This is a genomic window from Vibrio sp. 10N.286.49.E11 (assembly GCF_041469505.1).
GTDB classification, from domain to species: Bacteria; Pseudomonadota; Gammaproteobacteria; order Enterobacterales; family Vibrionaceae; genus Vibrio; species Vibrio crassostreae_C.
On record NZ_JBFRKQ010000057.1, the window covers coordinates 1 to 24,521 of the forward strand.

A 24,521-nucleotide genomic window follows, 5' to 3' on the forward strand; every position below is an offset into this window, starting at 1 on the left:
TCGGTGTATTCTGTGGTTCTGGTGGTGTTGAACCTCAATCAGAAACTAACTGGCGCTACGCTAACGAATCAGAAGTATCTCGTCTGATCTTCGTTAACAAACTAGACCGTATGGGTGCAGACTTCTACAACGTTGTTGACCAAGTTAAAAACGTTCTAGGTGCAACTCCTCTAGTAATGGTTCTACCAATCGGCCGTGAAGACGAGTTCGTTGGTGTTGTAGACCTACTAAGCCGTAAAGCATACGTTTGGGATGACACTGGTCTTCCTGAAAACTACGAAATCAAAGATGTTCCAGCGGACATGGTTGATGACGTTGAGCAATACCGTGAAGAGCTAATCGAAACAGCTGTAGAGCAAGACGATGACCTAATGGAAGCTTACATGGAAGGTGAAGAGCCTTCTATTGAAGACGTTAAGCGTTGTATCCGTAAAGGTACTCGTGATATCGCATTCTTCCCAACGTTCTGTGGTTCTGCGTTCAAGAACAAAGGTATGCAACTTATCCTTGATGCTGTAGTAGATTACCTACCAGCACCAACTGAAGTTGACCCTCAGCCTCTAATGGATGAGAACGGTGAAGAAACTGGCGAACACGCTATCGTTTCTACAGATGAGACTTTCAAAGCGCTTGCATTCAAAATCATGGATGACCGTTTCGGTGCTCTAACTTTCGTTCGTATTTACTCTGGTAAACTGAACAAAGGTGACACGATTCTTAACTCATTCACTGGCAAGACTGAACGTGTTGGCCGTATGGTTGAGATGCAAGCTGATGACCGTAACGAACTAACTAGCGCACAAGCTGGTGACATCATTGCGATCGTTGGTATGAAGAACGTGCAAACTGGTCACACTCTATGTGATCCTAAGCACCAAGTAACGCTTGAGCCAATGGTATTCCCAACTCCAGTAATCTCAATCGCTGTATCTCCAAAAGATAAAGGCGGTTCTGAGAAAATGGGTATCGCTATCGGTAAAATGGTTGCAGAAGATCCATCTTTCCAAGTTGAGACTGACGAAGAGACTGGCGAAACTATCCTGAAAGGTATGGGTGAACTTCACCTAGACATCAAGGTAGATATCCTTAAGCGTACATACGGCGTTGACCTAACTGTAGGTGCTCCTCAAGTTGCTTACCGTGAAACTATCACTCAAGCAATTGAAGATAGCTACACGCACAAGAAGCAATCTGGTGGTTCTGGTCAATTCGGTAAGATCGATTACCGTATCAAACCAGGCGAAGCAGGTTCTGGCTTCAAGTTCAACTCTGTAGTTGTGGGCGGTAACGTTCCTAAAGAATTCTGGCCTGCAGTTGAGAAAGGCTTCGCATCTATGATGGAAAACGGCGTACTAGCTGGCTTCCCAACTCTAGACGTTGAAGTTGAACTTTTCGATGGTGGTTTCCACGCAGTCGATTCATCTGCTATCGCATTTGAAATCGCAGCGAAAGGCGCATTCCGTCAATCTATGCCTAAAGCTGGCGCGCAACTTCTTGAGCCAATCATGAACGTTGACGTGTTCACTCCAGACGATCACGTTGGTGATGTTATCGGTGACCTTAACCGTCGTCGTGGCATGATCAAAGATCAACAAGCTGGCGTAACTGGTGTTCGTATTAAAGCTGACGTACCTCTTTCTGAGATGTTCGGCTACATCGGTCACCTACGTACTATCACTTCTGGTCGTGGCCAATTCTCTATGGAATTCGCACAATACGCACCATGTCCAACTAACGTTGCTGACGAAGTGATTGCAAAAGTTAAAGCAGAAAAAGAAGCTGGTAAGTAATTAGCCCTTTTCTCAATTAGCTAAAAAAGCCCCGCAAGTGAAAGCTTGCGGGGCTTTTTATTGCTTGTAACATACTGCGAGATGCGAGATGCGAGATGTGATGTTGATGTGGCCCCTAAAAAGTAGACACAGGGGTTGTCCCGTATTTAATCAACACGGGACAGATAAAGTAGGGAGAGATTAACGCTTTAAGTCGATGTAAATCTGCTCTACCTTGGTACGAGCCCAATCTGTTTTACGCAAAAATTTTAAGCTCGATTTAATGCTCGGGTCTTTTTTAAAGCAGTTGATGTTCACCATGTAACTCAACTCTTCCCAACCGTAATGTTCAACTAATTCAGTCAGTAGCTTCTGTAGAGTGATACCGTGAAGTGGATTATTGTCTTGTGTCATGAGATGTTCTCGCCATTTATTTGAGCTAAGTATACCAGTTTCGCTTTATGAATTATCCGACCATTTGAGTTCGTAATCGGTGTGGATAATCGAAAGCTCTTCTCTACCTGTATCACCAAACAATTTAACTTGAGTCTGCATCCATTCTTCGAAGCGTTTTATCTTTTCTCGATGGAAGTAACCTGGAGGCGCGCATAAAAAGTAATTGTATTTAGGCTTCAGCGCGATATTACCGATTCGGACGAGTTTCTTTTCCTGCAAATAGCGATACACCAAGCTGTGCTTAACCAAGGCAACGCCCTGAACGGATAATGCACCCTCTAAAACAAAATGTGAGCCGTCAAATTGCAATGATGAACGTCCTGCCTTCGCCCCAGCAACGTCTAACCATAGATTCCAATCCATATCAGGCCAACGGTCTTCAATCAGTTCCGCTTTATGCAGATCGTCGATGTCATAGATACCGTGTTTCTCTTGATAGATAGGGTGACAAACCGGGTAAATGACCTCGTCCATCAACCAGCGTGATTCGATGTTAGGGTAATTTCCACAGATATCGACATTAGAATCTTCAAATGTGACTAGCTTATTGGTCGGCTCAATTAACATAGATAGATCAGGGTGGCGATCGCGAAAGTTGCCAATTCTATGCACTAACCAATGTTGTGCAAAAGAGGGTACGGTCGAAATCGATAACTGAGTGGGGTTGGGGTCTTGGTTTATTCGTCTTACTCCATCTTGAATATGAGCAAAGCCTTTCTTCGCTTGTAGATAGAGCACTTCACCTTCATGAGTGAGTACTATTTTTCGGTGCTGACGAATAAACAGGTCTGCGCCTAACCATTCTTCAAGTTGGCGAATTTGTTGGCTGACTGCTGCAGCCGTGACAAATAGCTTTTCTGCTGCAAGCTTAAAACTGCCTGTTTCAGCCGCAGTATAAAAATAGTATATCCCTTGGAAAGGTGGGGTGCGCTCTCTCACATTAGTTTTCCTTAACTGAATGCCAGTATCTATCGTTTGTCGATGTTGCTCTATTGGTCGATTATTGACCATAACAAAGCGAGAGATCAACAGGAGAAAGGTTATGGATACGATCACAGCAACCGCAAATACCAACCATTCATTTTTGTCATCATTATCAATTAAGAAATTCTATTCTAAATTTAGGATTTATCTTCAGAATCGTAGGACGAGAAAACACCTAGCAGAGCTATCGGATCATTTACTTGAAGATGTTGGTATTACCCGAGAGCAGGCTAATGAAGAGATGAAAAAATCTTTTTGGGAGTAAATAAACTTCACGCACGTAACTCTATCTATATAAAAGGAGTTACGTGAACGCGGAGTGTGATAAGTAATGCTGAGTTATCTTTGCAAAGCCAAAGCCAAAGCCAAAGCTAAAGTTAGCTCTTAGATATTTCAGACACTTCTTCATGCAACCACTCAGTAAATGCCTCAATACGTTCTTTCCTCGGCGAGCTAGGATCAAAGCATAGGTTGACTTGAACCCCAGGTGTCATGCCTATATCAAAGGGCTTCACTAGTAAGCCGCGTTCGATGAAGTCACCAGCTAAGCTGTCTGTTGCCAAGCAAACCCCATGTCCCGCCATGACCGTGGTTAGCCCCATATCAAAGGTACCGACTTCCATCCACTGAATGGTGCTGCTTTGAGTCGATATGTTTGCTTGCCTAAACCATTCATCCCACGGGAAACAACCGCTATCAAACTGAATCAGCCAACATTTGAGGAGTTGTTCAGGTGATGTTAAGTTCAAAGAGTTTGCGAGTTTAGGGGAACAAAAAGGGTAAACCGGTTCGTTGATTAGCATCTCAAGAATCAAGCCTTCTTCAACGCATAGATCTTCACCTTGTCGAATAGCCACATCAATTTCGCCATGTTTTAAATTTGGTGTATCACACCCTGTTAGTATCTTAATTGGGATCTCTGGGTGCTTTACCGAGAACTTCCACAGCCTAGGCAGTAACCAACGAGAAGCAAAAGAGGGGGGACTTCTAACAACAAGTAGCCCTTGAATAGGTTCTGATTGGATCTTGTTTAACCCCAGCAGAATATCTTGAAATCCATCAGAGACATGTCTAAAAAGTGTGTGCCCTTCATGCGTCAAAGTCATTGCACGCCCCTTACGAATAAAGAGCTTACATCCAACCTGTTCTTCTAACTGTCGAATCTTCTGGCTGACGGCTGCTTGAGTGACGAACAGCTCTTCAGCAGCTTTGCTGTAATTGTTCAAGCGAGCCGCAACTTCAAAGTAACGGAGACCTGAAAGGTGACGCAGTCTATTATCCATAATCTCAGCTTATAGTTCTTGTTAATAATGGTTGTTCGATTATCGAACAGGTTGTTTTCATAATAACGACAGAACGATGGCAAATACAAGAGAGCAATTATGGAAGCATTAATCCGTTGGACAAGATTTTATGGGACTAAGTTGTTTAAAAATAATAAGATCAAAGGAGGTAAGGCTAAGGCGAAACAGAATAAGGTTTTATGTGCAGAACAGCTGAGTCGTAGGATGAAAGAAGATATAGGGTTAGAGTAAGAGAATAACGATGCTTCTGATTATACTAAATGTTTATAATCATGACTTATGTATCCATTAGCGTGAAGGCTAGTTTTGCTGGTTCTATCTCGGCCACAATATTCATTTGTACTCGCTTAATCCAGCCTGACTTTACCCATTAATCATCGAGTACTTATAAAAATCCATTCCTACTAAACTAAATGCTTATTTTTCAATTTACGTTGTCTTATTTTTGAGACTTTAACTCTGATTTATATAAAAACAAGCGTCATAATGTTTTTTCCTTTCTTTGTCTAATGGATATAAAACAGACAGTTATTTTTGGGATTAATAAATGAAAATTAAATTACTATGTTTTATTAGAACCTTTAATTTTATATAAGCAATTGAATTAAATTAAATTAAACAAAAAACAGTTTGAATCCACCTCCGTATTAATAGTGTTGAAATTGATTAATTGAATACTGCTTGAATAACTCATTTATCAATTCTATATCTGTAATGTTGAGTCTTTCTATATCTCCTAGGATTCTATTGGGCTAGATAGGGTGAATAGAAAGACGAAAGGGTGGGGGCTGTATGAAATTTATTTCAAGAGGTTCAGAAGGTAACCGCTATCGAAGCGGTCTAAAATCCAAAATAAAAGGTATCGCTATTATCGAATTTACGATTGTGGTGAGCCTGTTTTTTGCGCTTTTTTTAACGGTTGTTGACCTTGGTATTTATGGGTTCGTTAAACTGACCATGCAACACTCGGCAAGGGAGGGGGCAAGATATGCCATTACAGGTCGTTCTGACTTGGATCCTGACTCATCGAGTGATCGCGAAGCGGCTATCTTGGAAAAAATCTCTCAATCGTCGAGCGGTTTACTCGATAAAGTGATGGATGTTCAGAATATACGTGTTGAAGATGTCTATGGTAATGCAATCACCGGCTTTGGCGGTTCTGGAGACATTATTTCTATTCATCTTGATTGTGAGTGGCCATCTGTAAATCCCTATATGTATGTTTTGCTCGATGATGGAAAATTCAAATTTACCGTCAGCGCAGCGATGAAAAACGAAGCTTTTTAGGGAGGGACTGGATGTTTCCTTTTAAATTGAAAAAAGCCGCTCAGAAAGGTTTTGCAGCAATCGAAATGACGTTGATAGCGCCTTTATTTATGCTACTGATCGTGGCGGCTGTCGACATAACACATCTCATTCAAGCTAACCACGTTATTATCAGTATCAGTCGAGAAGGTGGAAACATTATCTCGCGAAGTAACACTGATACCCCACAAGAAGTCATGGACATCATAGCGACAACATCAGGCACTTTGGATTTAACGCAAGACGGCGTTATTTACATTACTGAGTTGGTCGGTCAAGAAGATGCTTCTCCATACATTAAAAGTCAGTATCGATGGAACCAGCACGGGTTAAGTAAAAACAGTGCTATTTGGGCGAGCTGCAGCAATTGGGCCAATGATGGAGAGTGCTCGGATGTGGATGCTGATGATCCTCCTGTTGTTAACAACTTAGCGGTTGCACTTGATGATGGAGAGATTGTGTACAGCGTTGAAGTCTTTTACGACTACTCGCCTATTTTTAGTCGAGTGTTTGATGATGAATACATTCTGAGCGACACAACATATATGTAAGGGAGGTCGATATGGATAAGGGAACCCCAATCAAATATCGTTACAGTCGTGGGTTAGTGGCTTTGATGTCAATTATTGCGCTGCCTTTTATACTCTTAGTTGTTGGTCTTTCTGTTGACGCTGGTCGAGCTTATATTGTTAAGTCGAAATTATTTGCCGCGGTCGATGCAGCCAGCATTGCGGCTGCAAGGGCGGTCGCTAATGGCGAAGATGCTGGACGGGCAGCTGCTCAAAAATATTTTGCAGCTAATATCCCCGCAGACTTCTATTCAGCCACTCCTAGCTTAGGCGCAGTCAATTTCGCTAATGATTCGTTTGGTAATATCTCTATCGATATCTCAGCAACAGCGCAAGTGCCCACTGTTTTTTTGCCATTGATAGGGCTAGACACGTTTAACCCTGGTGTATCCGCACAGTCGATCCGCCGCCCTGTAGATTTAGTGTTAGTGATTGATAACACTACATCTTTGAGGTTAGGGAGTATCGGCGACGTGACTCAAGATGTCATCGATAGGTCTAAGTCATTCGTTGAGAATTTTCATGAAGGTTTTGATCGTATCTCGTTGGTGAAATTTGCGTTTGGGTCAGAGGTACCTGTTGGGTTCACATCGACTCGAGGACACAGTCGAAGCACTATCAAATCTGAAATTGATAGCTTTAACTTTGGTAGTACCTCGAACGCACAATATACCAATGCATCGGAAGGGATGTATCGAGCTCTGAATGAACTGAGAACGGTGACTGATCCGGCAAATTTGAAAGTGATCGTGTTCTTTACCGATGGAGCACCAAACACCTTTGCAACCACGTTTGATTTTGAGGACGGGGATTCACATACGGGCGCTATTCGATCAAGCGATGGTTCCAGTGGTACGCCGAGAGGGCTTTGGAGGCATGACTCGATAGCCACCACTTTATCTGGTGGCTATGAGGGAAATGATATTGATGACCATATCAGTGAGATGCCCCAGTACTACACGACTCATGATTCAAGCGCCACCGAGTTCAACATTCTAAATCCGTCTCATGCGTTGCGTCCAGTCGCGCAATATGATCCAGATAGTCATTCAGCGAATGATTTGTATACCCGTGTAAATCGGGTTGCGCGTAATCTCGTCGAAGATATTGCGGAAAAAGCCAGAACGGAAGATATTTATGTATTTACGTTAGGGTTAGGTTCATCTCTAACATCAGCGACAGGACCTGATAGCGAGTTTGGTGAAGACTTATTGCTACGGATGGCGAATTCTAGTGCGCTATTAGATGATCCTGATCTTAGTGCGGATTATGACCCTGCTCAGCTTGAAGGAGTGTATTGTCATGCCATCGATGAAGAGGCGCTAGGTCCTTGTTTTGATGAGATGTTAGACGTAATTATCAGGTTAACCTTGTAATAGTTGTCTGCGGGTCGGTTTACTTGCAATAAGGCTGTCAGTAGAAAAACGGTCAATAGGAAGAAAGGCCAACAGAAAGTGGGTCATATAAAAAGAGGGAGCTCTCAAGCTCCCTCTTAGTGCTAGTTTCAGTTTAGTAGCACTCTTTATTCAGTGTTAGGTGGAAGTCATGGTTATTCTTCCCAAACCACCAATTTATCTTTCGGCCAGTTATGACCAACTTCATGGTATTTCTGCTCAAGGATATGTCGCTTGATTTTGAGAGTCGGGGTTAACACGCCATTCTCAATGCTCCATGGTTCCTTAATCATCAATACACCTTTGATCTTCTCATGTGAACCGAGCTGCTCGTTCATTTTCTCGATAACGCGCTTTGTCGTTTTCTCATAGCGAGCTCTATCGAAATTAGGGAAGTCATGCGGTACCACAAGTAGGATTGGGCCTGGTAGGCCAAGCCCTATCAAACACATCATTTCTACGCGGCTGTACTCAAACAGTTTGTTTTCGATTGGTACAGGGGCAACAAACTTACCTTTAGCTGTTTTAAAGGTATCTTTCTTACGCCCACGAATCGTTAGGTAACCTTCACTATCGATATCACCGATATCACCGGTATGAAGCCAACCATCCGAGTTAAAAGACTCTTGGGTTGCAATATCATTCTTGTAGTAACCAGAGAATAAGCCTTTGCCTCGAACTAGAATCTCTTCATCTTCAGCTATTTTGAGTTCGATCCCTGGACCTGCATTACCAACCGTACCAATTTTATCGGCTCTGAATGGGTAGTTGAGCGTGCTGTAGGCGAAAGACTCTGTCATGCCCCATGCCTCGGTAATGTGCAGGCCAACACTCTCATACCATGCGAGTAGAGCGGGTGATACAGGTGCAGAACCACAGCCGAGAACACGAGCTTGGTCTAACCCTAAGCCATCAGCAAGCTTCTTCTTAATGATGTTGTTGATAAACGGAATCTTCAATAAGAAGTTCAGTTTCTTCTGTGGCAATTTGTCTTGGATTCGCTGCTGGAACAGAGTCCATAAGCGAGGAACTGAAATAAACAGTGTAGGGCGATGCATTTTCACATCATCAATAAAGGTGTCTAAAGATTCTGGGAAAGCCGTAACCACGCCCCCCATTACTGAAGAACCAAAGATGTAAACGCGTTCTGTAATATGAGCAAGCGGTAGGTAAGAAAACAGGCGATCGCCAGGTTGGATCCCAATATGGTCAATCAACCTTTGAACAGACCAAGTAAACGCACCGTACGTGAGCATTGCGCCTTTTGGTAACCCTGATGTACCCGATGTATAAACAAGTGACATAAGCTTATCGTCGTGATGCTGAGGGCGTTTGGTTGATCGTTCATGTGTATCAATGAGCTGTTCGAAAGTGTGTTGGCACTTCGCTGCACTGTCGTATGGTAGTGAAATACTCACTAAGCTCGGATTGTCATCAAGTACTTTTTGAGTGGCTTTAGGATCGTCAAGCTTACCCGCAATCACAATTTTACTTTCACTGTGTTCAATACAGTACTGAATGGTGTCTGCACCCGCTGTAGGAAAGATTGGGACGCTGACAAAATCTCCTAACATCATGGCAAGATCGCAGATGAACCATTCTGCACAGTTTTTCGATACGAGAGCGACTCGATCGCCAGGTTGGGCTCCGAGTCCTTCTAATGCTGACGCCAATTTCAGTGCTTTGTCTGCTACTTCTTTATAAGTAAATTCGACAAATTGGCGATTAATAATCTGTTTCAAATAGACTTCATCTGGGCGTTCTTCTGCCCATTTTAAAATCATGTCATTGGGTGTAGGGAGAGCTGTTGCTTGTTCTTGGCTAAACTCGTTAGGCTGAATCATTGTCTAACTCCATGTTTTTCGCTAAGTTATTTTTGGTTATTTTTGTTAAAATCATGTTAAATGTACCATGATTTTTTCTTTTAGGGAGTAAAATTAGCGTTTTCTGTTATCTGTGCAGGCACGTCTATAGCTTGCAGGGGTTACGCCCGTCCTTTTCTTAAAAATTCTTGAAAAATACGACACATCCTTGTAGCCACATTGATAAGAAATTACAGCTATTTTTGATTCGGTATCGGCTTCGATTAACTTCTTGGCTAACAGGATTCGTTTATCGCACACAAAGTCTCTAAAGCTTACTCCAAAGTGTAGATGAAACTTCTTAGAAAAGTAGGTTGCTGAGCAGTGACATTTTTCAGCTATGTCTGTTTCTCTTATTTCCTTGTTAATGTTATCCATAACAAAGTTAACAACTTCAGAAGTAAACTGTTTTGTCGGTTCTTGGTTATTGTTATTCATGTCTCGATCGAGGTCGAAATGTGCTTCAAAGATGTGTTGGGTTTTATGCTTTAGTTCTTCGAATGAACTGGTCAGATGATGACTGATTGTTTCAATTACGAAGAATACATTCTTATGATTTCGAACGTTATTAGGTATCTGACCTGTACAAATAATAACAATTCGCTTGTTCAAGTTTTCACAAATAGATAGTGCCATTTTAAGTAGTTGAAGTTCATCCGTTTTATTCAATATAAAAAATACTAACCTTACATCTAAGTGGCTGATTATAGATATGTCCTGTTTATGGTTTTTTATGAGAAAGTAACGACTTATTTTATTGATGATGATTGAATTAAAGTCGCTATCTATATCTGACAGTAAAGGTGTAATTATATTCATAGTTATTAAACCGGTATCATACTTAAATAAGCAGTAAGAGAAGTATTGATGAATGTGTTTATTTAAATAGATTAGAAGTGCGACAAAAAAGTGCAAGTAAATGGCAAGAAAATCCTAACCGAATATATGGTTCGGCTCTAGATTTAGTTTACAGGTAAATAAAACCTGATACGTAAATCAAGGAGAGATTCTTATGAGTAACTTATTGAAAAACATTAAAGAATTCATGAATGATGAAGAAGGTCTGACGGTCATAGAATATGTGATCGGTGCTGCTATGCTCGTTTTAGGATTGACAACTATATTTAGTGGAATAGGTAGTGCGTTATCAACGAAACTAAGCGCGATTGTTGGTGCGATTAGTACGACGACAGCACCATAGAAACTATGAATATTAAGAGAATAAAAAAGCAGAAAGGACTAACCATTGTCGAATACATTATCGGTGCGGCTTTGCTTGTTTTTCTCGCTTGGGCAATATTCTCTGGTATAGCTGTATCCTTGTTCAGTAAATTTCAATTAATTGTGTCAGGTATATGAATGATAAGTGAATCTCTAGTTTTTTGGGTGCTATTGGTTGTGGTATCAGTATTTGATGTGAAAGAAAATCGAATACCGAATAAGGTTCTGATTTTATTTGTATTGTTGTACTTTATTATTGCGATTAATAGTGGATTAACTTGGGGTTCACTTGGCACTTCTTTGGTTGGGGCGGCTGTTTTTTTCTCTTCGGGACTTATTTTATATTTCTTGAGAGCAATGTCTGCTGGCGATGTGAAATTTTTTGGGGTGATAGGGCTATATGTTGGATGGGGTAACCTACTCGATATTACTTATTATATTATCATTTCCGCGGGAATAATTGCTGTGTTTTACTTACTTTATAACCGTGCGAACAGCGAGTCTCTAACGGTAAAAGGTTATTTTGAAGAGAAACTAATGTTAGTTAGTGGAATGTCAACCAGCACAAAAACTGTGTCAACGGTTCATTCTAGGTATTCAAATAAGGTGACGATGCCTTTCGCACCTTCAGTTGTTATAGGCTTAGCGATGTATAGCTATTTTACGTAATTTAAATTGAAATTCGATGTGTTGGAGAGAACATATGGATATTAGAGGGATACCGTCCCCGAGTAATTTAAAGCCTCAAATATCAGCTCCTTTGGTTCCGACTTCCATTGAATCGCTTGGTATACCTGAAGTTGTGATTGAAAACTTATTACTTAAACACTTATCCGCTTACCCTAAGTCTGATGTGTTGGAGCTTTCTAACCATTTGTGTGTGGTTACCCATATTGTTGAGAATGGACTTGCGGTACTTAGAAAGAAATCATTCATTGAAGTCTTTCAACCAACTTCAGCTTTATCTTTAGACTCCTCTTCACACAGTCATGTTCGCTACTCCTTATCAGAAAAGGGCATAGAAGAAGCAGATCTCGCTTTTACTCGAGATGCTTATTTAGGCCCGGTTCCCGTTTCACTTGCTCAATACAGTGACATTGTAAAACAACAAGACTTGCGAGCGGAATTGGTGACCAGACCACATGTTGAAGCGGCTCTTAGTGATGTTTACGGCGTAGACAAAATGATCTCCGTGCTAGGCCCGGCAATTAACTCGGGACGAGCTCTGCTTTTGTATGGGCATGCCGGTACAGGTAAAACATTTGTTGCGACACGCATAGTTAATGCATTACACACTTCAGTTTTTATCCCTTATGCAGTCTATGCCTTCGGTAACATTATTAAGGTTTTCTCTACGCAACACCATAAACCGCTTGATCGCAACGGCAGTGAAACATTGGTTTCTCTTAAGGATCAGTACGACAAGCGTTGGCTCAATTGTGAGAGACCGAATATTCAGGTGGGCGGAGAGCTAACCATGGATATGCTTGAAGTTAATCATTCAGAGAACAGCCGAGTGTGGTTGGCACCGTTACAAATGATGGCGAATAACGGAATTCTGGTGATTGATGACCTCGGGCGTCAGCCAATGCCAGTCGATAACCTGCTCAATCGATGGATTGTTCCAATGGAATATTACTTCGATCATCTTTCGTTGCCGAATGGTCAGCAAGTGACAATGCCATTTGTGTTGACCCTCGCTTTCTCTACTAACTTAAATCCGGAGAAGATCAGTGATCCGGCATTTTTGCGTCGCTTGGGTTATAAAATCGAATTCAAGCCTCTTAATCTGCGTGACTATGAATCCTTGTGGATGAATGTTGTGGCAGAGAAAGAGCTAGAACTTCAAAGCGGTTTCTTTGAGCGCTTATCTCAAATGCACACGCTTTACAAAGTGCCTCTTTTCCCTTGCTTACCTAAAGATCTCGCTGGTATTAGCAAAGATATCCTTTCATTTGAGCAGCTCCCGCCCGTTATTACTTTCGATATTCTTTCCATGGCATGGGAAGTCTACTTTACCTCTGATGGACACGAGGAAGAAAATAATGAATAAGAGTCAGGTATTCCTATTGTTTTTACTGTCCGTAGTATTCGGCTTAGCGGCTGTATTTTTTGCTAAGCAATGGATGGACAACCAAGTTCAACCGACGATAGAAGTCGAAGAAGTTGAACGTCACCCGGTTGTAGTGGCCTCTCAAGAAATTGAAGCTGGAACCATAATTGAAGAGCAGTATTTAACGACGAAGTTGATGGAAGTTGATTGGATCAATGAAAACAACTATTCGGATAAATCTGAGCTGATTGGTCAGGTTGTCGCTAATACCATTTATGCCGGAGAGGTGCTTCACAAGCTGCGTTTCACCGTTCCTGGTGAAGGCTCCACACTTGCGGCTTTGATTCCTGAAAATAAACGAGCGGTAACAATTCGAGTCGATGACGTTATCGGTGTAGCTGGGTTTCTATTACCCGGGAACAAGGTCGATATTCTCAATACCGTTTCCTACGGTAAAAACTCTGCGGCCACTCGAACTGTGTTGAAAGACATTAAAGTGCTCGCGGTAGACCAGACCGCCAGAACCAAAGAAAACAGCCCCATTATTGTTCGTGCGGTAACACTTGAGGTGACCCCCAAAGATGCAGAAAAGCTTCTGACGGCTAAGAGCAAAGGCAGTATTCAGCTTACCTTAAGAAATCCTCATGAAGTTGAGAAGAAAGTCGTTCGTCGATACGTGCCTAGACCAAGCGTGACCATTATCAAGGGTACGGAAACATCTAATGTGCGCGTCAAGGATTGAGGTGAGATATGAGAATAATATTAGCGTGTGTTTTGAGCCTGCTTTGTTTTTCGAACGTAAGTTTTGCTGCATTGCAAACCGGAAAAACAGTCACGGTTCCGCATCATAAATCGACGCATGTCGTGTTATCAGGTAAAGCGAGCAAGGTTTCACTTGGCGACCCTGATGTTTTGGACATCGTGATTTTGAAATCTAACGAAGTGTTTTTGATTGGTAACAAGTTAGGTGCAACCAACTTGATGGCTTGGGATTCTCGAGGCCAGTTGATTGAGTCTATTAATATCGAGGTGACTCATGATCTTAATAGCCTGAAATCCAAGCTGTATGAGTTTCTTCCTGACGAGACTATCGAGGTACATAGCGCTCAGAATCGCTTGCTGTTGAGTGGGCAAATCAGTAATCAACAGAAGATGAATGTCGCTATGAGAATTGCTGAAACCTACGCCGCAGGGCAGGCTGCAGATGATTCTAAAGAGAGTGGTAGTGAGCAAGCTGCTGCAACTGGTGTTATCAACTTAATGTCTATCGGTGGCGCCCAACAGGTGATGTTAGAGGTAACTGTCGCCGAGGTTCAGCGGAGTTTAGTGAGAAAGTTCGATGCTAATTTCCACTTCTTCCAAACCAGTGGTTCCAACTTTTCGTGGGGAGCTTCATCTGTTCCTGCTGGTGTACTGGGTGCAACACCAATCTTCGATATTCCTACCTCAACTGATTACGGGATTCTAGGGTCTTTCATCGATAGTAATACCTTATTTACCTTTGCATTGGATGTCGCCAAGCAAAATGGTGTCGCGAAGGTATTAGCAGAGCCGAATTTAACTGCATTGAGTGGCTCTAAGGCCGAGTTTCTCGCGGGTGGTGAATTTCCAATTCCAGTTCCGGATGATGATGGGATTACCATTGAATACAAAGAATACGGGGTAGGGCTGAAATTTATACCGACCGTACTCAGTGATAAAAAGATCAACCTGAACTTAGCGGTTGATGTAAGTGAAATTGCGAACAGCAGTTCATTGACTATCGACCCCGGCTCGACCAACGCGACTTACTTTATTCCACCAATTACACGTCGAAGCGCCTCTTCTACGCTTGAGCTTGCAGATGGACAAACCATCGGTATTGCAGGGCTACTGAGCGAGAACGTGCGTGATATCAGCAACAAAATGCCGGGTATTGGTGATGTGCCGATCCTAGGCCAGCTTTTCAATAGTCAAGAATACGTATCGGGAGAAACAGAGCTTGTCATTCTTGTTACTCCTCGACTCGCTAAACCAGTGGACAGAAGTCAAGTCACACTACCAACTGATGCCTTTGTTGACCCTAATGACCTGGAATATTACTTGTTAGGTAAAAGCGCTTACATTGCTGAGCCTTCTGACTCTGAAGACAAGAATAATTCAAGTTCCGCTAAAGACATCGCGCCAACTGATGGTGGTAGCGAAGGTTCATTTGGTCATGATTTATAAGGAGATAGATATGATTAGAACAATGATGGTCTTTCTCGCACTGGTATTAGTCGGTTGTGCGAATGACGCGCCTTTGGGGCAGTCGGTTGCTAAGCTGAAAATGGAGCAAACGTACAACCCGAATGCAACTCAAGAGAACTTGCAGGTTTTACCTGATGGTACCGGGGAGCGCATGCAGGCTGGTTACGACAGTTACGTGGGTAAAGGCGATGAAGATCTTTCAGAGAGCAATAGTCAGGTCTTACAGAGCTTTAATTAGTTTGGAGGTACTTTATGTTGTATCAAGTATCAAGAAAACCTAAAAAACAGGGCGGATTGGTTGTCATATTTGTGACTATAGCGTTGCTTGTCTTCCTTGCTGTGTCAGCGTTAGCCGTGGATATCAACCATATGCTAGTGAATAAAACGCGCTTACAGAATGCGGTTGACTCAGCGGCGTTAGCGGCAGCGACTATTTTGGATAACAGTAAAGATCAAACCGCGGTATCTGCAGAAGTTACATCAACATTGAATGCTATGGCGGGGGCTTCTGGTAATCATGAATTTGATTTCTCAACTGCAGTGGTTAGCGTTGAATACTCTAACGACCCTCAAAGCTTTGCGGGGACCCCTACGTTTGGTGCTGATGATGATGTATATGTTCGAGTTAATGTCAGCTCATTAGATATGGATGAATTCTTTATTCAGATGTTTGGTTTAGCAAAAAGCGTATCGGCAACAGCGGTTGCAGGACCAAGCTCAGGACTGCAAGTTGTGAATAATATTGTACCCATTGGAGTGTGTACTGGTGACGGGACTTCAGATAACGATATTAACGAAGATGGTTATGATGATGCTACCGGTGAGGCAATTACCAATGTCTTTGGTTATGAGGTAGGTACAGTTCATGCTCTAAAAGTGGGCGATAAAAAACTGTCTCAAATGGGAAATGGTAATTATCACCTACTGGACTTTGGATCTGGAGGTAGCACGGTAAAAGAAGCCTTGGCTGGTTACTATGATTACTCTGTCGCTATTGGCGATAGTGTTACTACCAAGCCTGGGGGAACGGTTGGGCCTACAGCTGATGGTTTAAATACTCGTTTTGGTGATTATGGTGGCGGCTTATCAAGTTCAGATTACCCATCTGATTATGTAACGACTGAGCCCAGTTCTGAAATTAAGATAGACAGTAAAACGGGTGATATTGATTTTGATGGCTCTTATACCTATTCCCAATATGAGGCTGACACCAACGCATGTATAGCAAGTATGGGCTCTGGTTGTGTGTCTGGTGGTACAGCATGGCGACGTATTCTTCCTATTCCTATGGTCGATTGCTCAGGTAAAAGTGGTGGAGTAACCAGTTTTACCGTTCAGAAAATAGGGTGCTTCTTCTTATTACAAAAGGCGCCAACTAACAATTCCGGTACTCCTGCAGTATTTGGTGAATTCATACATTCTTGTAGTGTTGCTGGCGGTTCTGGTGGGGCTGAGTCATCAACTGAAGGTCCTTACAAAATTGTTTTGTATAAAGACCCAGATGGAGGAGGCTCTTAGTTATGGATAACAACTTTAAAAAACAACAGGGCCTCGCTGCAATTGAAATGTTGATTGCGACACCAGTATTACTGTTTTTCTTGGTGTTGGTTCTTGAACTGGGAAACATCCTAATTCACTACAATGTCATCTCAAAATCGGTTCAAAACGGAGCTCGTTATGCTGTAAGTGAGGTGTATGGAACAAAGGGTGGGACATTAGCTCCTACTGCGGAAATTCAAAATATTGTGGTTTACGGTAAGAACACTGTAGGTACGGCGATACTTTCTAGCCTTGCAACTTCTGATGTAGTTGTCACTCCTCCTTCAGCAGACAGTTATGTGAGAGTAACGGTTAATTACGACTATGTTCCTCACTTTTTATCGATTCCATTTTCATCTGAAAGCTTATCTGTTCCCTTAAGTGTGTCGTCTGTTATGAGGGTTTTCTGATGAAACCAATCAACAAGCACAACGGCTTAGCCATTATCGAGTTTACGATAGTTTCTTGGTTGGTTTTCTTGCTGATTTTTCTGATTTTGGCTTTGGGGGCTTATGTATTCTCACTCCAGATTGTTAACGAGGCGACGAGAAAAGCGGCAAGGCTAGCGACCGTTTGTTACGTCTTAGACCGCGATAACATTGCGGGGATTGTTGTAGAAGACATTCCACTACTGGGGTTTAGCGATAGCAACTTGGAGGTGGCGTATTTGGATGCTGCTGGCTCTGAAATTACCTCTGATTTCGAAACCAATTTTAGTGCGATTAAGTTTGTACGAGCAAGAGCGACAGGCTATGGCATTCAGCTGATCAGCAACCTCAGCTTTTTAGGGACAAATGGGTTTCTTGCGGCACCTGCGTTTGAGACGATTTTACCCGCTGAGAATTTAGGTGTAATCAAAGCCAATACAAATACTAGGACAAGATGTCCGGAACAAATACAGGGTGGGTAATATGGGCGAAGCAATTGATATTTTACCGAATGAAGACGATGCGATTCGCCTTAAAACCAACTTGAATGTATGGCTTATCTATAGCAATGAAAACTTTCATGCTCATATGAGGCAGCAATTGAAACGTTGTCGAAATGTTCATATCGACTCTTTTTCATTATTAGGCATGACCGAAGAATATGTGAGAAGCATAGATACTCCCGACCTTATCTTTGTCGAAGCGAGTGGTGGTTGGGCTCAGAAAATGGTCGATCTGCAAAGCTATAATCTGCAATTGGAAGAGCATGATTTATCTTTGGTTGTATTCGGTGATGAGAATGACAATGGATCATTAAAAATAGCGCTAAGACTGGGTGCTTCTGATTTCCTATCTCATGACATTTCTATTTCTGGTCTCTTACCGTTACTCAAGAAAACCGCAGCGGAAAAAATTGAAAACTCTAGCTACGGGGAGGTGTTCCTGTTTATTAACACCAAAGGTGGAATGGGGGCGACAACCTTAGCGCTAAACACGGCCGTTGAAATAGCAAGTTACCATCCGAATGAGGTGCTTTTACTTGATATAGACCTTCAATTTGGAGTTATTCCTGAATATTTGAATATCACCCCAGCCTACAGTATTTCGGATGCTATCGACAGCTCAAATGATTTGGATGAGATGTCTTTGAATAGCTTAGTTAACAAGCACTCATCGGGGTTACACGTTTTAAGCTTCAAACATGAAAATAACGCGGATGATTATGAACATGCCCAAAAGATTGGGAGGTTATTACCCGTATTACGTCGCTTCTATCGTTACATTGTTATCGATTTCTCTCGAGGGTTAGATCATATTTTCGCATCAGCTATCTCCCCTGCGACTAAGGTGTTACTCGTTGCTCAACAAACCTTAGTGTCGGTCAAAAACAGTAACCGTTTAGTCAGAACTCTGAAATTTGAGTACGGGTTACAACAAGACGCAATCGAGATCATCGTGAATCGTTATGAGAAACGACAAACCATTAAGTTATCAGACATAGAACAAACCGTTGGGAAGCATGATATCCATTTAATGCCTAACGATTTTAAGGTCGCATTGGAGAGTGCCAATTTAGGTCAGCCATTGGTTGAGTCAAAAAAGAAGAGTTCGATTACACGCTCGATCATCGATTTGTCTCATATCCTTTCTCCTCCAGAGCAAGAAGAGAAAAGTTGGCTCAAAAAGATATTTTCATAGGTTGTTTGTTCTAAGCATAGATGAGGGATCGTTATGTTCTTTAAACGAAAAAATATAAATCCGGAGTTTGAAAAAAAAGTAGAACAGTTTTCGCAACAAGAGAGCGAGAATATTGCTGCCTTTCCTCAAGGAGCCGTTAGTGATTCTGTTGTTCTTAAAGGGCTAGATGCCAGCGAAGAACAAGAAAAATCGGTTAATGAAGCAAAAAAAGTCTTAGAACAAGAGTTATCAATTAAGCATTATTTCCATAAGCAACTCTTAGAGACACTCGACCTTGGGCTGCTTTCAAGCCTTGATAAAGAGCGCGCTAAAGTTGACCTTCATGAAGCGATTGTTCAGCTAATGGCAGACGATCAAAGCCATGCTCTGAGTGCGGAAGGTCGGAAAAGAGTGATCAAACAAATCGAAGATGAAGTGTTTGGTTTAGGGCCTTTAGAACCATTGCTGGCCGATAAAACCGTATCCGATATTTTGGTTAACGGGCCTAAGAATGTGTTCGTCGAGCGAGGTGGTAAATTAGAAAAGACCCCTTATACGTTTTTGGATGACCGACACCTTAGAAACATCATTGACCGTATTGTTAGCCAAGTGGGACGTCGAATTGATGAAGCCTCTCCTATGGTGGATGCACGATTGGCCGATGGCTCTCGGGTAAATGCAATTATCCCACCTCTTGCCTTAGATGGCCCATCGGTATCCATACGACGCTTTGCGGTAGACAGCCTAACTATGGACAACTTGCTGGAATATAAGTCAGCCTCTCCGCAAATGGCGAAATTTGTCGAAGCGGCCGTTAAAGGTGAGCTCAATATATTAATTTCAGGCGGTACGGGGTCAGGGAAAACCACGACGCTTAATATCTTTTCTGGTTTCATCCCACGAGATCAACGAATCATCACAATAGAAGATTCCGCAGAGCTTCAACTCCAGCAACCCCATGTTATTCGTCTTGAAACTCGTCCGGCAAACCTTGAAGGAAAAGGTGAGATAAGTCAGCGAGAGCTAGTGAAAAACACGTTACGTATGCGACCTGACCGTATCGTTGTCGGGGAGGTGCGTGGTAGTGAAGCGGTCGATATGTTGGCTGCGATGAATACCGGGCATGACGGTTCCCTTGCAACCATTCACGCCAACACCCCTCGTGATGCACTAAGCCGTGTAGAGAACATGTTTTCGATGGCGGGCTGGAACATTTCTACCAAAAATCTCAGAGCGCAGATTGCTTCTGCTATCCATCTAGTAGTTCAGATGGAAAGGCAAGAAGATGGTAAGCGCCGTATGGTTAGTATCCAAGAGATCAATGGTATGGAAGGAGAGGTCATCACTATGTCTGAGATCTTCCACTTTCAGCGTCAAGGCATCGATGAGCATGGCAATATTTTAGGTTATTACACCGCAACCGGTGTAGTGCCTCAGTCTCATGACCAATTGGTTAAGCGTGGTCTTGATCTGCCTTTTGAGCTCTTTACTGAATCACATAGCTGAGGAACGGATTATGGATAACGTAACTGTCTCGCTGGTCCTATTGTTTGTTGCGGTGTTGTTTATTTCGCAAGCCTTGTTATTGCCAGCAGCCGGGAAAAAAGCCAAACACAAAGAGTTATCTCGCCGTCTAAAAGAGACACAAAGAAATATTGATGAAGAGAGCTTGTCGCTCTTAAAAGAGCACTACAACAAAGAGCTATCACCGCTCGACCGAAAATTAATTGTGATTCCTTTCTTTGCCGACCTAAAACGTATGCTGGAATTAGCGGGTCTCCACCTTACGTTAAGTCGCTTTTTGTTCATCGTATTTTTGTGCGGAACCTTATTGGCTTTAATGGCTTTAGTGTTTAATCAAGTGTGGTTCATTTGTGTAGCCGCTTTCGTCTTCGCTTGGGTTGTCGCTTATCTGTTTGTCCAAAATAGAGTGACATACAGGATGGCTCGATTCGAAGAGCAGCTGCCAGAGGCTCTGGATATTATTCGAAGAGCCTTACAAGCGGGGCAGCCATTGGTTCAGTCTTTCAATGAGGTGGGTGAAGAGATGCCTGAGCCGATCGGTGTTGAGTTTAAGAACACCTATAACCTGCTTAATTATGGCTACGACTTGAGGCTCGCGATCATGCAAATGACAGAGCGAGCACCGACCGTTTCGATGTTGGCTTTCTCAAGTGCCGTCATGTTGCAGAAAGAGACAGGGGGGAACCTCTCTGAGAATCTGCAAAAAGTATCTGAGGTATTAAGAGCCCGCTTTAAACTCGAAAGAAAGATCAAAACCCTTTCAGCTGAGAGTCGCCTTTCTGCTTGGATACTGACCCTTTCTCCGTTTGCCCTGTTTTTCGGTCTTAAATTCGTAAACCCTGAATACATTGAGCCTTTGTACAGTGACCCTAGAGGAATATCGATGGTCAGTATTGGAGTGATCTTGTTGGCGATTGGGGCATTGTGGATAAGAAAAATAATAAATATCGAGATATAAATTATGGAATTCTTTGATTTAGAAGTATGGAAACAAGCACTCTCTGAGTTCGGGATCAGCAGTCAAACCTTACTCTACGGGATGATTTTGCTGACCACGATGTTACTTACCCTCACTCTTGGTTTTCTTTTTGTTGGCGCTCGTTCACCGTTGGATAAAAAGTTAAAACAGATTTCTGGAGGTAGCCAAACGGGCAGCCGGAAGTCTTATGATTTTACGAATACCTTGGAGTCGTTAACGCCATTTATTGGGCGAGGGAACAAAAAGGACAACGAAAGCTATTCAGAAAAGCTCATGCACGCTGGATACCATGAAAAAAGTGCGCTTTCAGTCTTTTATTCCATCAAAGTGCTTTCCGCTCTTATCGGGTTTGTCTGTGCGTTCGTGGTGTTTTATCTGGCGATTGGTGACAGTTATAACAACTTATTGATTGTGACTTGTATCTTTGTCGGCACGTTTTTACCCAACTTTGTATTGAGTAAAATGCAAAAAGAGAGACAGAGAAAAATTAGAAATGGGGTACCTGACGCGCTCGACCTTTTGGTGGTTTGTACTGAATCAGGCCTTGGCTTTAATGCGGCGCTGGGACGAGTTGCTAATGAGTTATACATCTCACAGCCCGAACTTGCCGATGAGCTGGATACGGTTTTTGCCAAAATTCAGGCGGGTGTCACGATGCCAGATGCTTTGAGTCAACTTGTCGAACGGACTGGCCTTCATGAATTAGACGGGCTCGTCTCTTTGCTCTCACATGCCTCCAGAATGGGGGGGAGCTTAGCGCAAACGTTACGAGACTATACCGAAGATTTTCGAGATAAGCGCCAACAAGCTGCGGAAGAGATTGCAGCAAAAATACCAACTAAAATGTTGTTTCCTATGTTGTTATTTATTTGGCCGTGTTTTTTTATTGTTGCCCTAGGACCTGGGATGATGATTGTTATGGACGCATTAAGTGCGCCAGGAGTTGGTTTATGATGCTAATGAACAGAATGGTTTTACTTTTGCTGCCGCTATTAGTTTTAGGGTGTGCTTCTTCTGATGAGCCAACCAATCAGTTTGATGCTGAGTTGTATTCGGGGAAGCCCATTGACACCTTAACCAGTGACGATCCTCCGGTTAGTGAAAAAGAAGCGATCATGCGTGGTGATGTGGCGCTGAGAGATAACAATATCGATCTAGCGCTTTATGAGTACATCCGATCTCTGTCTTTCCCTGAGCAAGAGTTTCACGATAAAACGCTGTTTACGATTGGCCGAATTCACTCATCGAGAGGCAACTACGCGCTCGCTGAAAAAGCCTATCTGGCGGCACTAGATTTTAATCCGGCGCATACTGAAGTGTTGGAGCAACTTGGGGTTCTATATACCAAGCAGCGCCGCACCGATGAAGGACGAAGTTATTTTTTTAAAGCGATTAATGCCGATCAAGTTCGCTTGAAAAGCAGTGAAACGACTAAAAATTACCAAGCGTTAAGCCAAAGTGAAGTTGCTGGCTTGAAGGTGGATAGCATGTCGCCAGCACTCGCTTATATGGGAATTGGGGTATTGGAGGATGTTGAAGGTAAGCATCAAATAGCTCAAGAGTATTTTAAAAAGTCGCTCACTATCGATAAAACCTCAGTAAAAGCCTTGTTGAACATGGGCTACTCCCATTACATGTATGGCAACTACAAAGAAGCGTATCAATACACTCGTTCGGCGTTAGAGATTGAGCCTAACAATGAGAAAGCTCAGAATAACCTTGCCCTTATTTACTTAGCTTCCGGCGATGTGAAAAAGGCGATCAACGTTTTTATGCGTCATATGGATGCTCCCGAAGCGTTGAATAATGTCGGGTATTTTTTAATTCTCCAAGGTCGACCTGATGAAGCGATTCCTTATCTTCAACAAGCGATCGATAAAAAGCCGTCTTACTACAAAATTGCTAATGAGAACCTAAATAGAGCGTTGGCAGAGGTAAGGGAAATGAAAGCCAGCACCCCGATATAACGCCCTATCAAGTTAAGTCATTCTAAATAAGATAGCCCCTGATGAGTTTCCTGATCAGGGGCTATTATTTGTAACTCAGTTTAGTATCTAAAGTTGGGTATCTAAGTGCTTAATTATAAATAGTTAAGCATCGCACCAGCGGCGATAAAGGTACCCACTAAACCTACAATCGGCATCTTAATTGTTTTCAATAACCACACACCAACAATGATCAGAGCGAAGTCTATGCCGCTGCTTACTGCGCTTGTGAAGATCGGTTGATATAGTGCCGCCAATAACAAACCGACAACCGCCGCATTCACACCAGTAAGAGCGCCTGCCACTAAAGGTTTGCTTGCAATCGCCTGCCAGTTCTTCAGTACACCCAGTAGTAATAAGAAGCCCGGTAAGAACACAGCAATCGTTGCGAGTAGTGCGCCAGTGATCGGTGCCGATGGCATCAATACATAACCTAAGTAAGTCGCAAGTGTAAACATAGGCCCTGGTACTGCCTGTGCTGCTGCATAACCTGTTAGGAAGGCATCTTGAGACAGTTGGTCACCAATACCATTTTGTAGCAACGGAAGTACCACGTGGCCGCCACCGAATACTAAGCTACCTGCTTGGTAGAACAGGCCAAACACTTCAATACCTTGAGAGTAAGCACTGAATAGAGGCAGACCAACCAGCAAAGCAACAAAAATCACCAGAGGCGTTACCGATATTTTTTGCGTTGAAGGTATCGTTTTGAGCTCTTGAGACGTCAAGAACTTACTGCCAACCATTGCTGCAAATAGAAGCACTAAAACTTGAGGCCAGATGCCTGGAATCAGTAGCAGAACAATCGCGGTAATCACACATAAGGCGGTTGCTATCTTCGATTGGCAAAAGTTCTTGTACATACCAAAGGTAGCATCAGCCACAACCACTACCGCTAATAACTTAAGCCCGTGAATGATTGAATTGAAAAGTGGTGCTTCCAATAGTTGGTTGCTGACTAACGCCAATATCAGCATCAGAATCACAGATGGGGAGGTGAAGCCGACAAATGCAGCAATAGCACCTGTTAATCCACCTTTCTTGTAGCCAACCGCAAAGCCAACCTGACTTGAACCTGGGCCCGGTAGAAATTGGCTAAGAGCGACAATCTGCCCGTACTCTTCGTCGGACAACCAATTCAGTTTCTCAACAAAGGTTTTACGGAAGTAGCCAATGTGTGCTGCTGGTCCACCAAAGCTAATCCAGCCAAGCCAGAAAAAGGTTTTAAAAATTGAAAGCATGA

The 24,521-nt window shown here is 42.7% G+C and carries 25 protein-coding genes and 1 pseudogene; 20 read left to right on the forward strand and 6 right to left on the reverse strand.

Going from position 1 to position 24,521, the window contains the following annotated elements:
- Positions 1 to 1,790, forward strand: a 1,790-nt coding sequence (fusA, locus tag AB4167_RS13655; protein ID WP_372136667.1) for an elongation factor G, incomplete at its 5' end; no start/stop codon positions are given.
- Positions 1,791 to 1,970: 180 nt separating this feature from the next.
- Here the strand turns inward: fusA and AB4167_RS13660 are convergent.
- The gene (locus tag AB4167_RS13660) at positions 1,971 to 2,183 is read right to left on the reverse strand and encodes a VF530 family DNA-binding protein (protein ID WP_012604684.1); all 213 of its coding nucleotides are present in this window, start codon (positions 2,181 to 2,183) and stop codon (positions 1,971 to 1,973) included.
- Between the two features lie 45 nt (positions 2,184 to 2,228).
- On the reverse strand, positions 2,229 to 3,164 hold the full coding sequence (locus AB4167_RS13665) for a LysR family transcriptional regulator (RefSeq protein WP_372136668.1): 936 nt from the start codon (positions 3,162 to 3,164) through the stop codon (positions 2,229 to 2,231).
- 103 nt (positions 3,165 to 3,267) lie between these two features.
- On the opposite strand from AB4167_RS13665, the gene AB4167_RS13670 reads away from it, so the two are divergent.
- Positions 3,268 to 3,474, forward strand: a complete 207-nt coding sequence (locus AB4167_RS13670; RefSeq protein WP_136981650.1) for a DUF1127 domain-containing protein — start codon at positions 3,268 to 3,270, stop codon at positions 3,472 to 3,474.
- Positions 3,475 to 3,586: 112 nt separating this feature from the next.
- Here the strand turns inward: AB4167_RS13670 and AB4167_RS13675 are convergent, their stop codons facing one another.
- Complete coding sequence (locus tag AB4167_RS13675) at positions 3,587 to 4,492, reverse strand: LysR substrate-binding domain-containing protein (RefSeq protein WP_372136669.1); 906 nt, start codon at positions 4,490 to 4,492, stop codon at positions 3,587 to 3,589.
- A gap of 99 nt (positions 4,493 to 4,591) precedes the next feature.
- Here AB4167_RS13675 and AB4167_RS13680 point away from each other — a divergent pair, with 99 nt between their 5' ends.
- The 4 genes from AB4167_RS13680 to AB4167_RS13695 all read left to right on the forward strand — a co-directional run bounded on the left by AB4167_RS13680 (position 4,592) and on the right by AB4167_RS13695 (position 7,763).
- On the forward strand, positions 4,592 to 4,744 hold the full coding sequence (locus AB4167_RS13680) for a hypothetical protein (RefSeq protein ID WP_017063293.1): 153 nt from the start codon (positions 4,592 to 4,594) through the stop codon (positions 4,742 to 4,744).
- Between the two features lie 561 nt (positions 4,745 to 5,305).
- Positions 5,306 to 5,800 (forward strand): TadE family protein, encoded by a 495-nt coding sequence (locus AB4167_RS13685; RefSeq protein ID WP_017063294.1) that lies wholly within the window; start codon positions 5,306 to 5,308, stop codon positions 5,798 to 5,800.
- An 11-nt stretch (positions 5,801 to 5,811) separates the two neighbouring features.
- Positions 5,812 to 6,369, forward strand: a complete 558-nt coding sequence (locus AB4167_RS13690; protein WP_017063295.1) for a TadE/TadG family type IV pilus assembly protein — start codon at positions 5,812 to 5,814, stop codon at positions 6,367 to 6,369.
- Between the two features lie 11 nt (positions 6,370 to 6,380).
- Positions 6,381 to 7,763: a VWA domain-containing protein gene (locus AB4167_RS13695; RefSeq protein WP_136979383.1), complete on the forward strand. Its 1,383-nt coding sequence runs from the start codon at positions 6,381 to 6,383 to the stop codon at positions 7,761 to 7,763.
- Between the two features lie 173 nt (positions 7,764 to 7,936).
- On the opposite strand, the gene AB4167_RS13700 is transcribed toward AB4167_RS13695, so the two are convergent.
- Together AB4167_RS13700 and AB4167_RS13705 are read right to left on the reverse strand one after the other, a co-directional pair.
- Positions 7,937 to 9,625 carry an AMP-binding protein gene (locus AB4167_RS13700; protein ID WP_017068215.1) on the reverse strand — a complete coding sequence of 563 codons (1,689 nt, stop codon included), beginning with the start codon at positions 9,623 to 9,625 and terminating at the stop codon, positions 7,937 to 7,939.
- A gap of 93 nt (positions 9,626 to 9,718) precedes the next feature.
- Positions 9,719 to 10,462 (reverse strand): AraC family transcriptional regulator, encoded by a 744-nt coding sequence (locus tag AB4167_RS13705; RefSeq protein ID WP_017068214.1) that lies wholly within the window; start codon positions 10,460 to 10,462, stop codon positions 9,719 to 9,721.
- Between the two features lie 193 nt (positions 10,463 to 10,655).
- On the opposite strand from AB4167_RS13705, the gene AB4167_RS13710 reads away from it, so the two are divergent.
- The 14 genes and pseudogenes from AB4167_RS13710 (at position 10,656) to AB4167_RS13775 (ending at position 23,260) form a co-directional block, all read left to right on the forward strand.
- On the forward strand, positions 10,656 to 10,844 hold the full coding sequence (locus AB4167_RS13710) for a Flp family type IVb pilin (RefSeq protein ID WP_017063299.1): 189 nt from the start codon (positions 10,656 to 10,658) through the stop codon (positions 10,842 to 10,844).
- 158 nt (positions 10,845 to 11,002) lie between these two features.
- Positions 11,003 to 11,533, forward strand: a complete 531-nt coding sequence (locus tag AB4167_RS13715) for a prepilin peptidase (protein ID WP_136981652.1) — start codon at positions 11,003 to 11,005, stop codon at positions 11,531 to 11,533.
- A 34-nt stretch (positions 11,534 to 11,567) separates the two neighbouring features.
- On the forward strand, positions 11,568 to 12,917 hold the full coding sequence (locus AB4167_RS13720; RefSeq protein WP_136979391.1) for an AAA family ATPase: 1,350 nt from the start codon (positions 11,568 to 11,570) through the stop codon (positions 12,915 to 12,917).
- Positions 12,910 to 13,659: a Flp pilus assembly protein CpaB gene (gene cpaB, locus AB4167_RS13725; protein ID WP_102331949.1), complete on the forward strand. Its 750-nt coding sequence runs from the start codon at positions 12,910 to 12,912 to the stop codon at positions 13,657 to 13,659. The genes AB4167_RS13720 and cpaB overlap by 8 nt, the downstream gene beginning before the upstream one ends.
- Before the next feature lie 8 nt (positions 13,660 to 13,667).
- Positions 13,668 to 15,125 (forward strand): type II and III secretion system protein family protein, encoded by a 1,458-nt coding sequence (locus AB4167_RS13730; protein ID WP_029235122.1) that lies wholly within the window; start codon positions 13,668 to 13,670, stop codon positions 15,123 to 15,125.
- Complete coding sequence (locus tag AB4167_RS13735) at positions 15,115 to 15,384, forward strand: hypothetical protein (protein ID WP_017063305.1); 270 nt, start codon at positions 15,115 to 15,117, stop codon at positions 15,382 to 15,384. Before AB4167_RS13730 ends, AB4167_RS13735 begins: the two co-directional genes overlap by 11 nt.
- A 14-nt stretch (positions 15,385 to 15,398) precedes the next feature.
- Positions 15,399 to 16,664, forward strand: coding sequence for a Tad domain-containing protein (locus tag AB4167_RS13740; RefSeq protein ID WP_017070364.1), 1,266 nt, complete (start codon positions 15,399 to 15,401; stop codon positions 16,662 to 16,664).
- Between the two features lie 2 nt (positions 16,665 to 16,666).
- Complete coding sequence (locus tag AB4167_RS13745) at positions 16,667 to 17,095, forward strand: TadE/TadG family type IV pilus assembly protein (protein WP_017063307.1); 429 nt, start codon at positions 16,667 to 16,669, stop codon at positions 17,093 to 17,095.
- Positions 17,095 to 17,595: a TadE/TadG family type IV pilus assembly protein gene (locus AB4167_RS13750; RefSeq protein WP_017063308.1), complete on the forward strand. Its 501-nt coding sequence runs from the start codon at positions 17,095 to 17,097 to the stop codon at positions 17,593 to 17,595. Before AB4167_RS13745 ends, AB4167_RS13750 begins: the two co-directional genes overlap by 1 nt.
- A 1-nt stretch (position 17,596) precedes the next feature.
- Positions 17,597 to 18,811 (forward strand): AAA family ATPase, encoded by a 1,215-nt coding sequence (locus AB4167_RS13755; protein WP_371721137.1) that lies wholly within the window; start codon positions 17,597 to 17,599, stop codon positions 18,809 to 18,811.
- A gap of 174 nt (positions 18,812 to 18,985) precedes the next feature.
- Positions 18,986 to 20,296, forward strand: a pseudogene (locus AB4167_RS13760) (CpaF family protein); the annotation flags it as partial.
- Between the two features lie 10 nt (positions 20,297 to 20,306).
- On the forward strand, positions 20,307 to 21,272 hold the full coding sequence (locus AB4167_RS13765; protein WP_017063311.1) for a type II secretion system F family protein: 966 nt from the start codon (positions 20,307 to 20,309) through the stop codon (positions 21,270 to 21,272).
- A gap of 3 nt (positions 21,273 to 21,275) precedes the next feature.
- Positions 21,276 to 22,247, forward strand: a complete 972-nt coding sequence (locus AB4167_RS13770; protein WP_017063312.1) for a type II secretion system F family protein — start codon at positions 21,276 to 21,278, stop codon at positions 22,245 to 22,247.
- The gene (locus tag AB4167_RS13775; protein ID WP_017063313.1) at positions 22,244 to 23,260 is read left to right on the forward strand and encodes a lipopolysaccharide assembly protein LapB; all 1,017 of its coding nucleotides are present in this window, start codon (positions 22,244 to 22,246) and stop codon (positions 23,258 to 23,260) included. Before AB4167_RS13770 ends, AB4167_RS13775 begins: the two co-directional genes overlap by 4 nt.
- Positions 23,261 to 23,373: 113 nt before the next feature.
- Here the strand turns inward: AB4167_RS13775 and chrA are convergent, their stop codons facing one another.
- Entirely contained in the window at positions 23,374 to 24,519 is a 1,146-nt protein-coding gene (gene chrA, locus AB4167_RS13780) for a chromate efflux transporter (protein ID WP_136981655.1), read from the reverse strand.
- Positions 24,520 to 24,521: the final 2 nt, after the last annotated feature.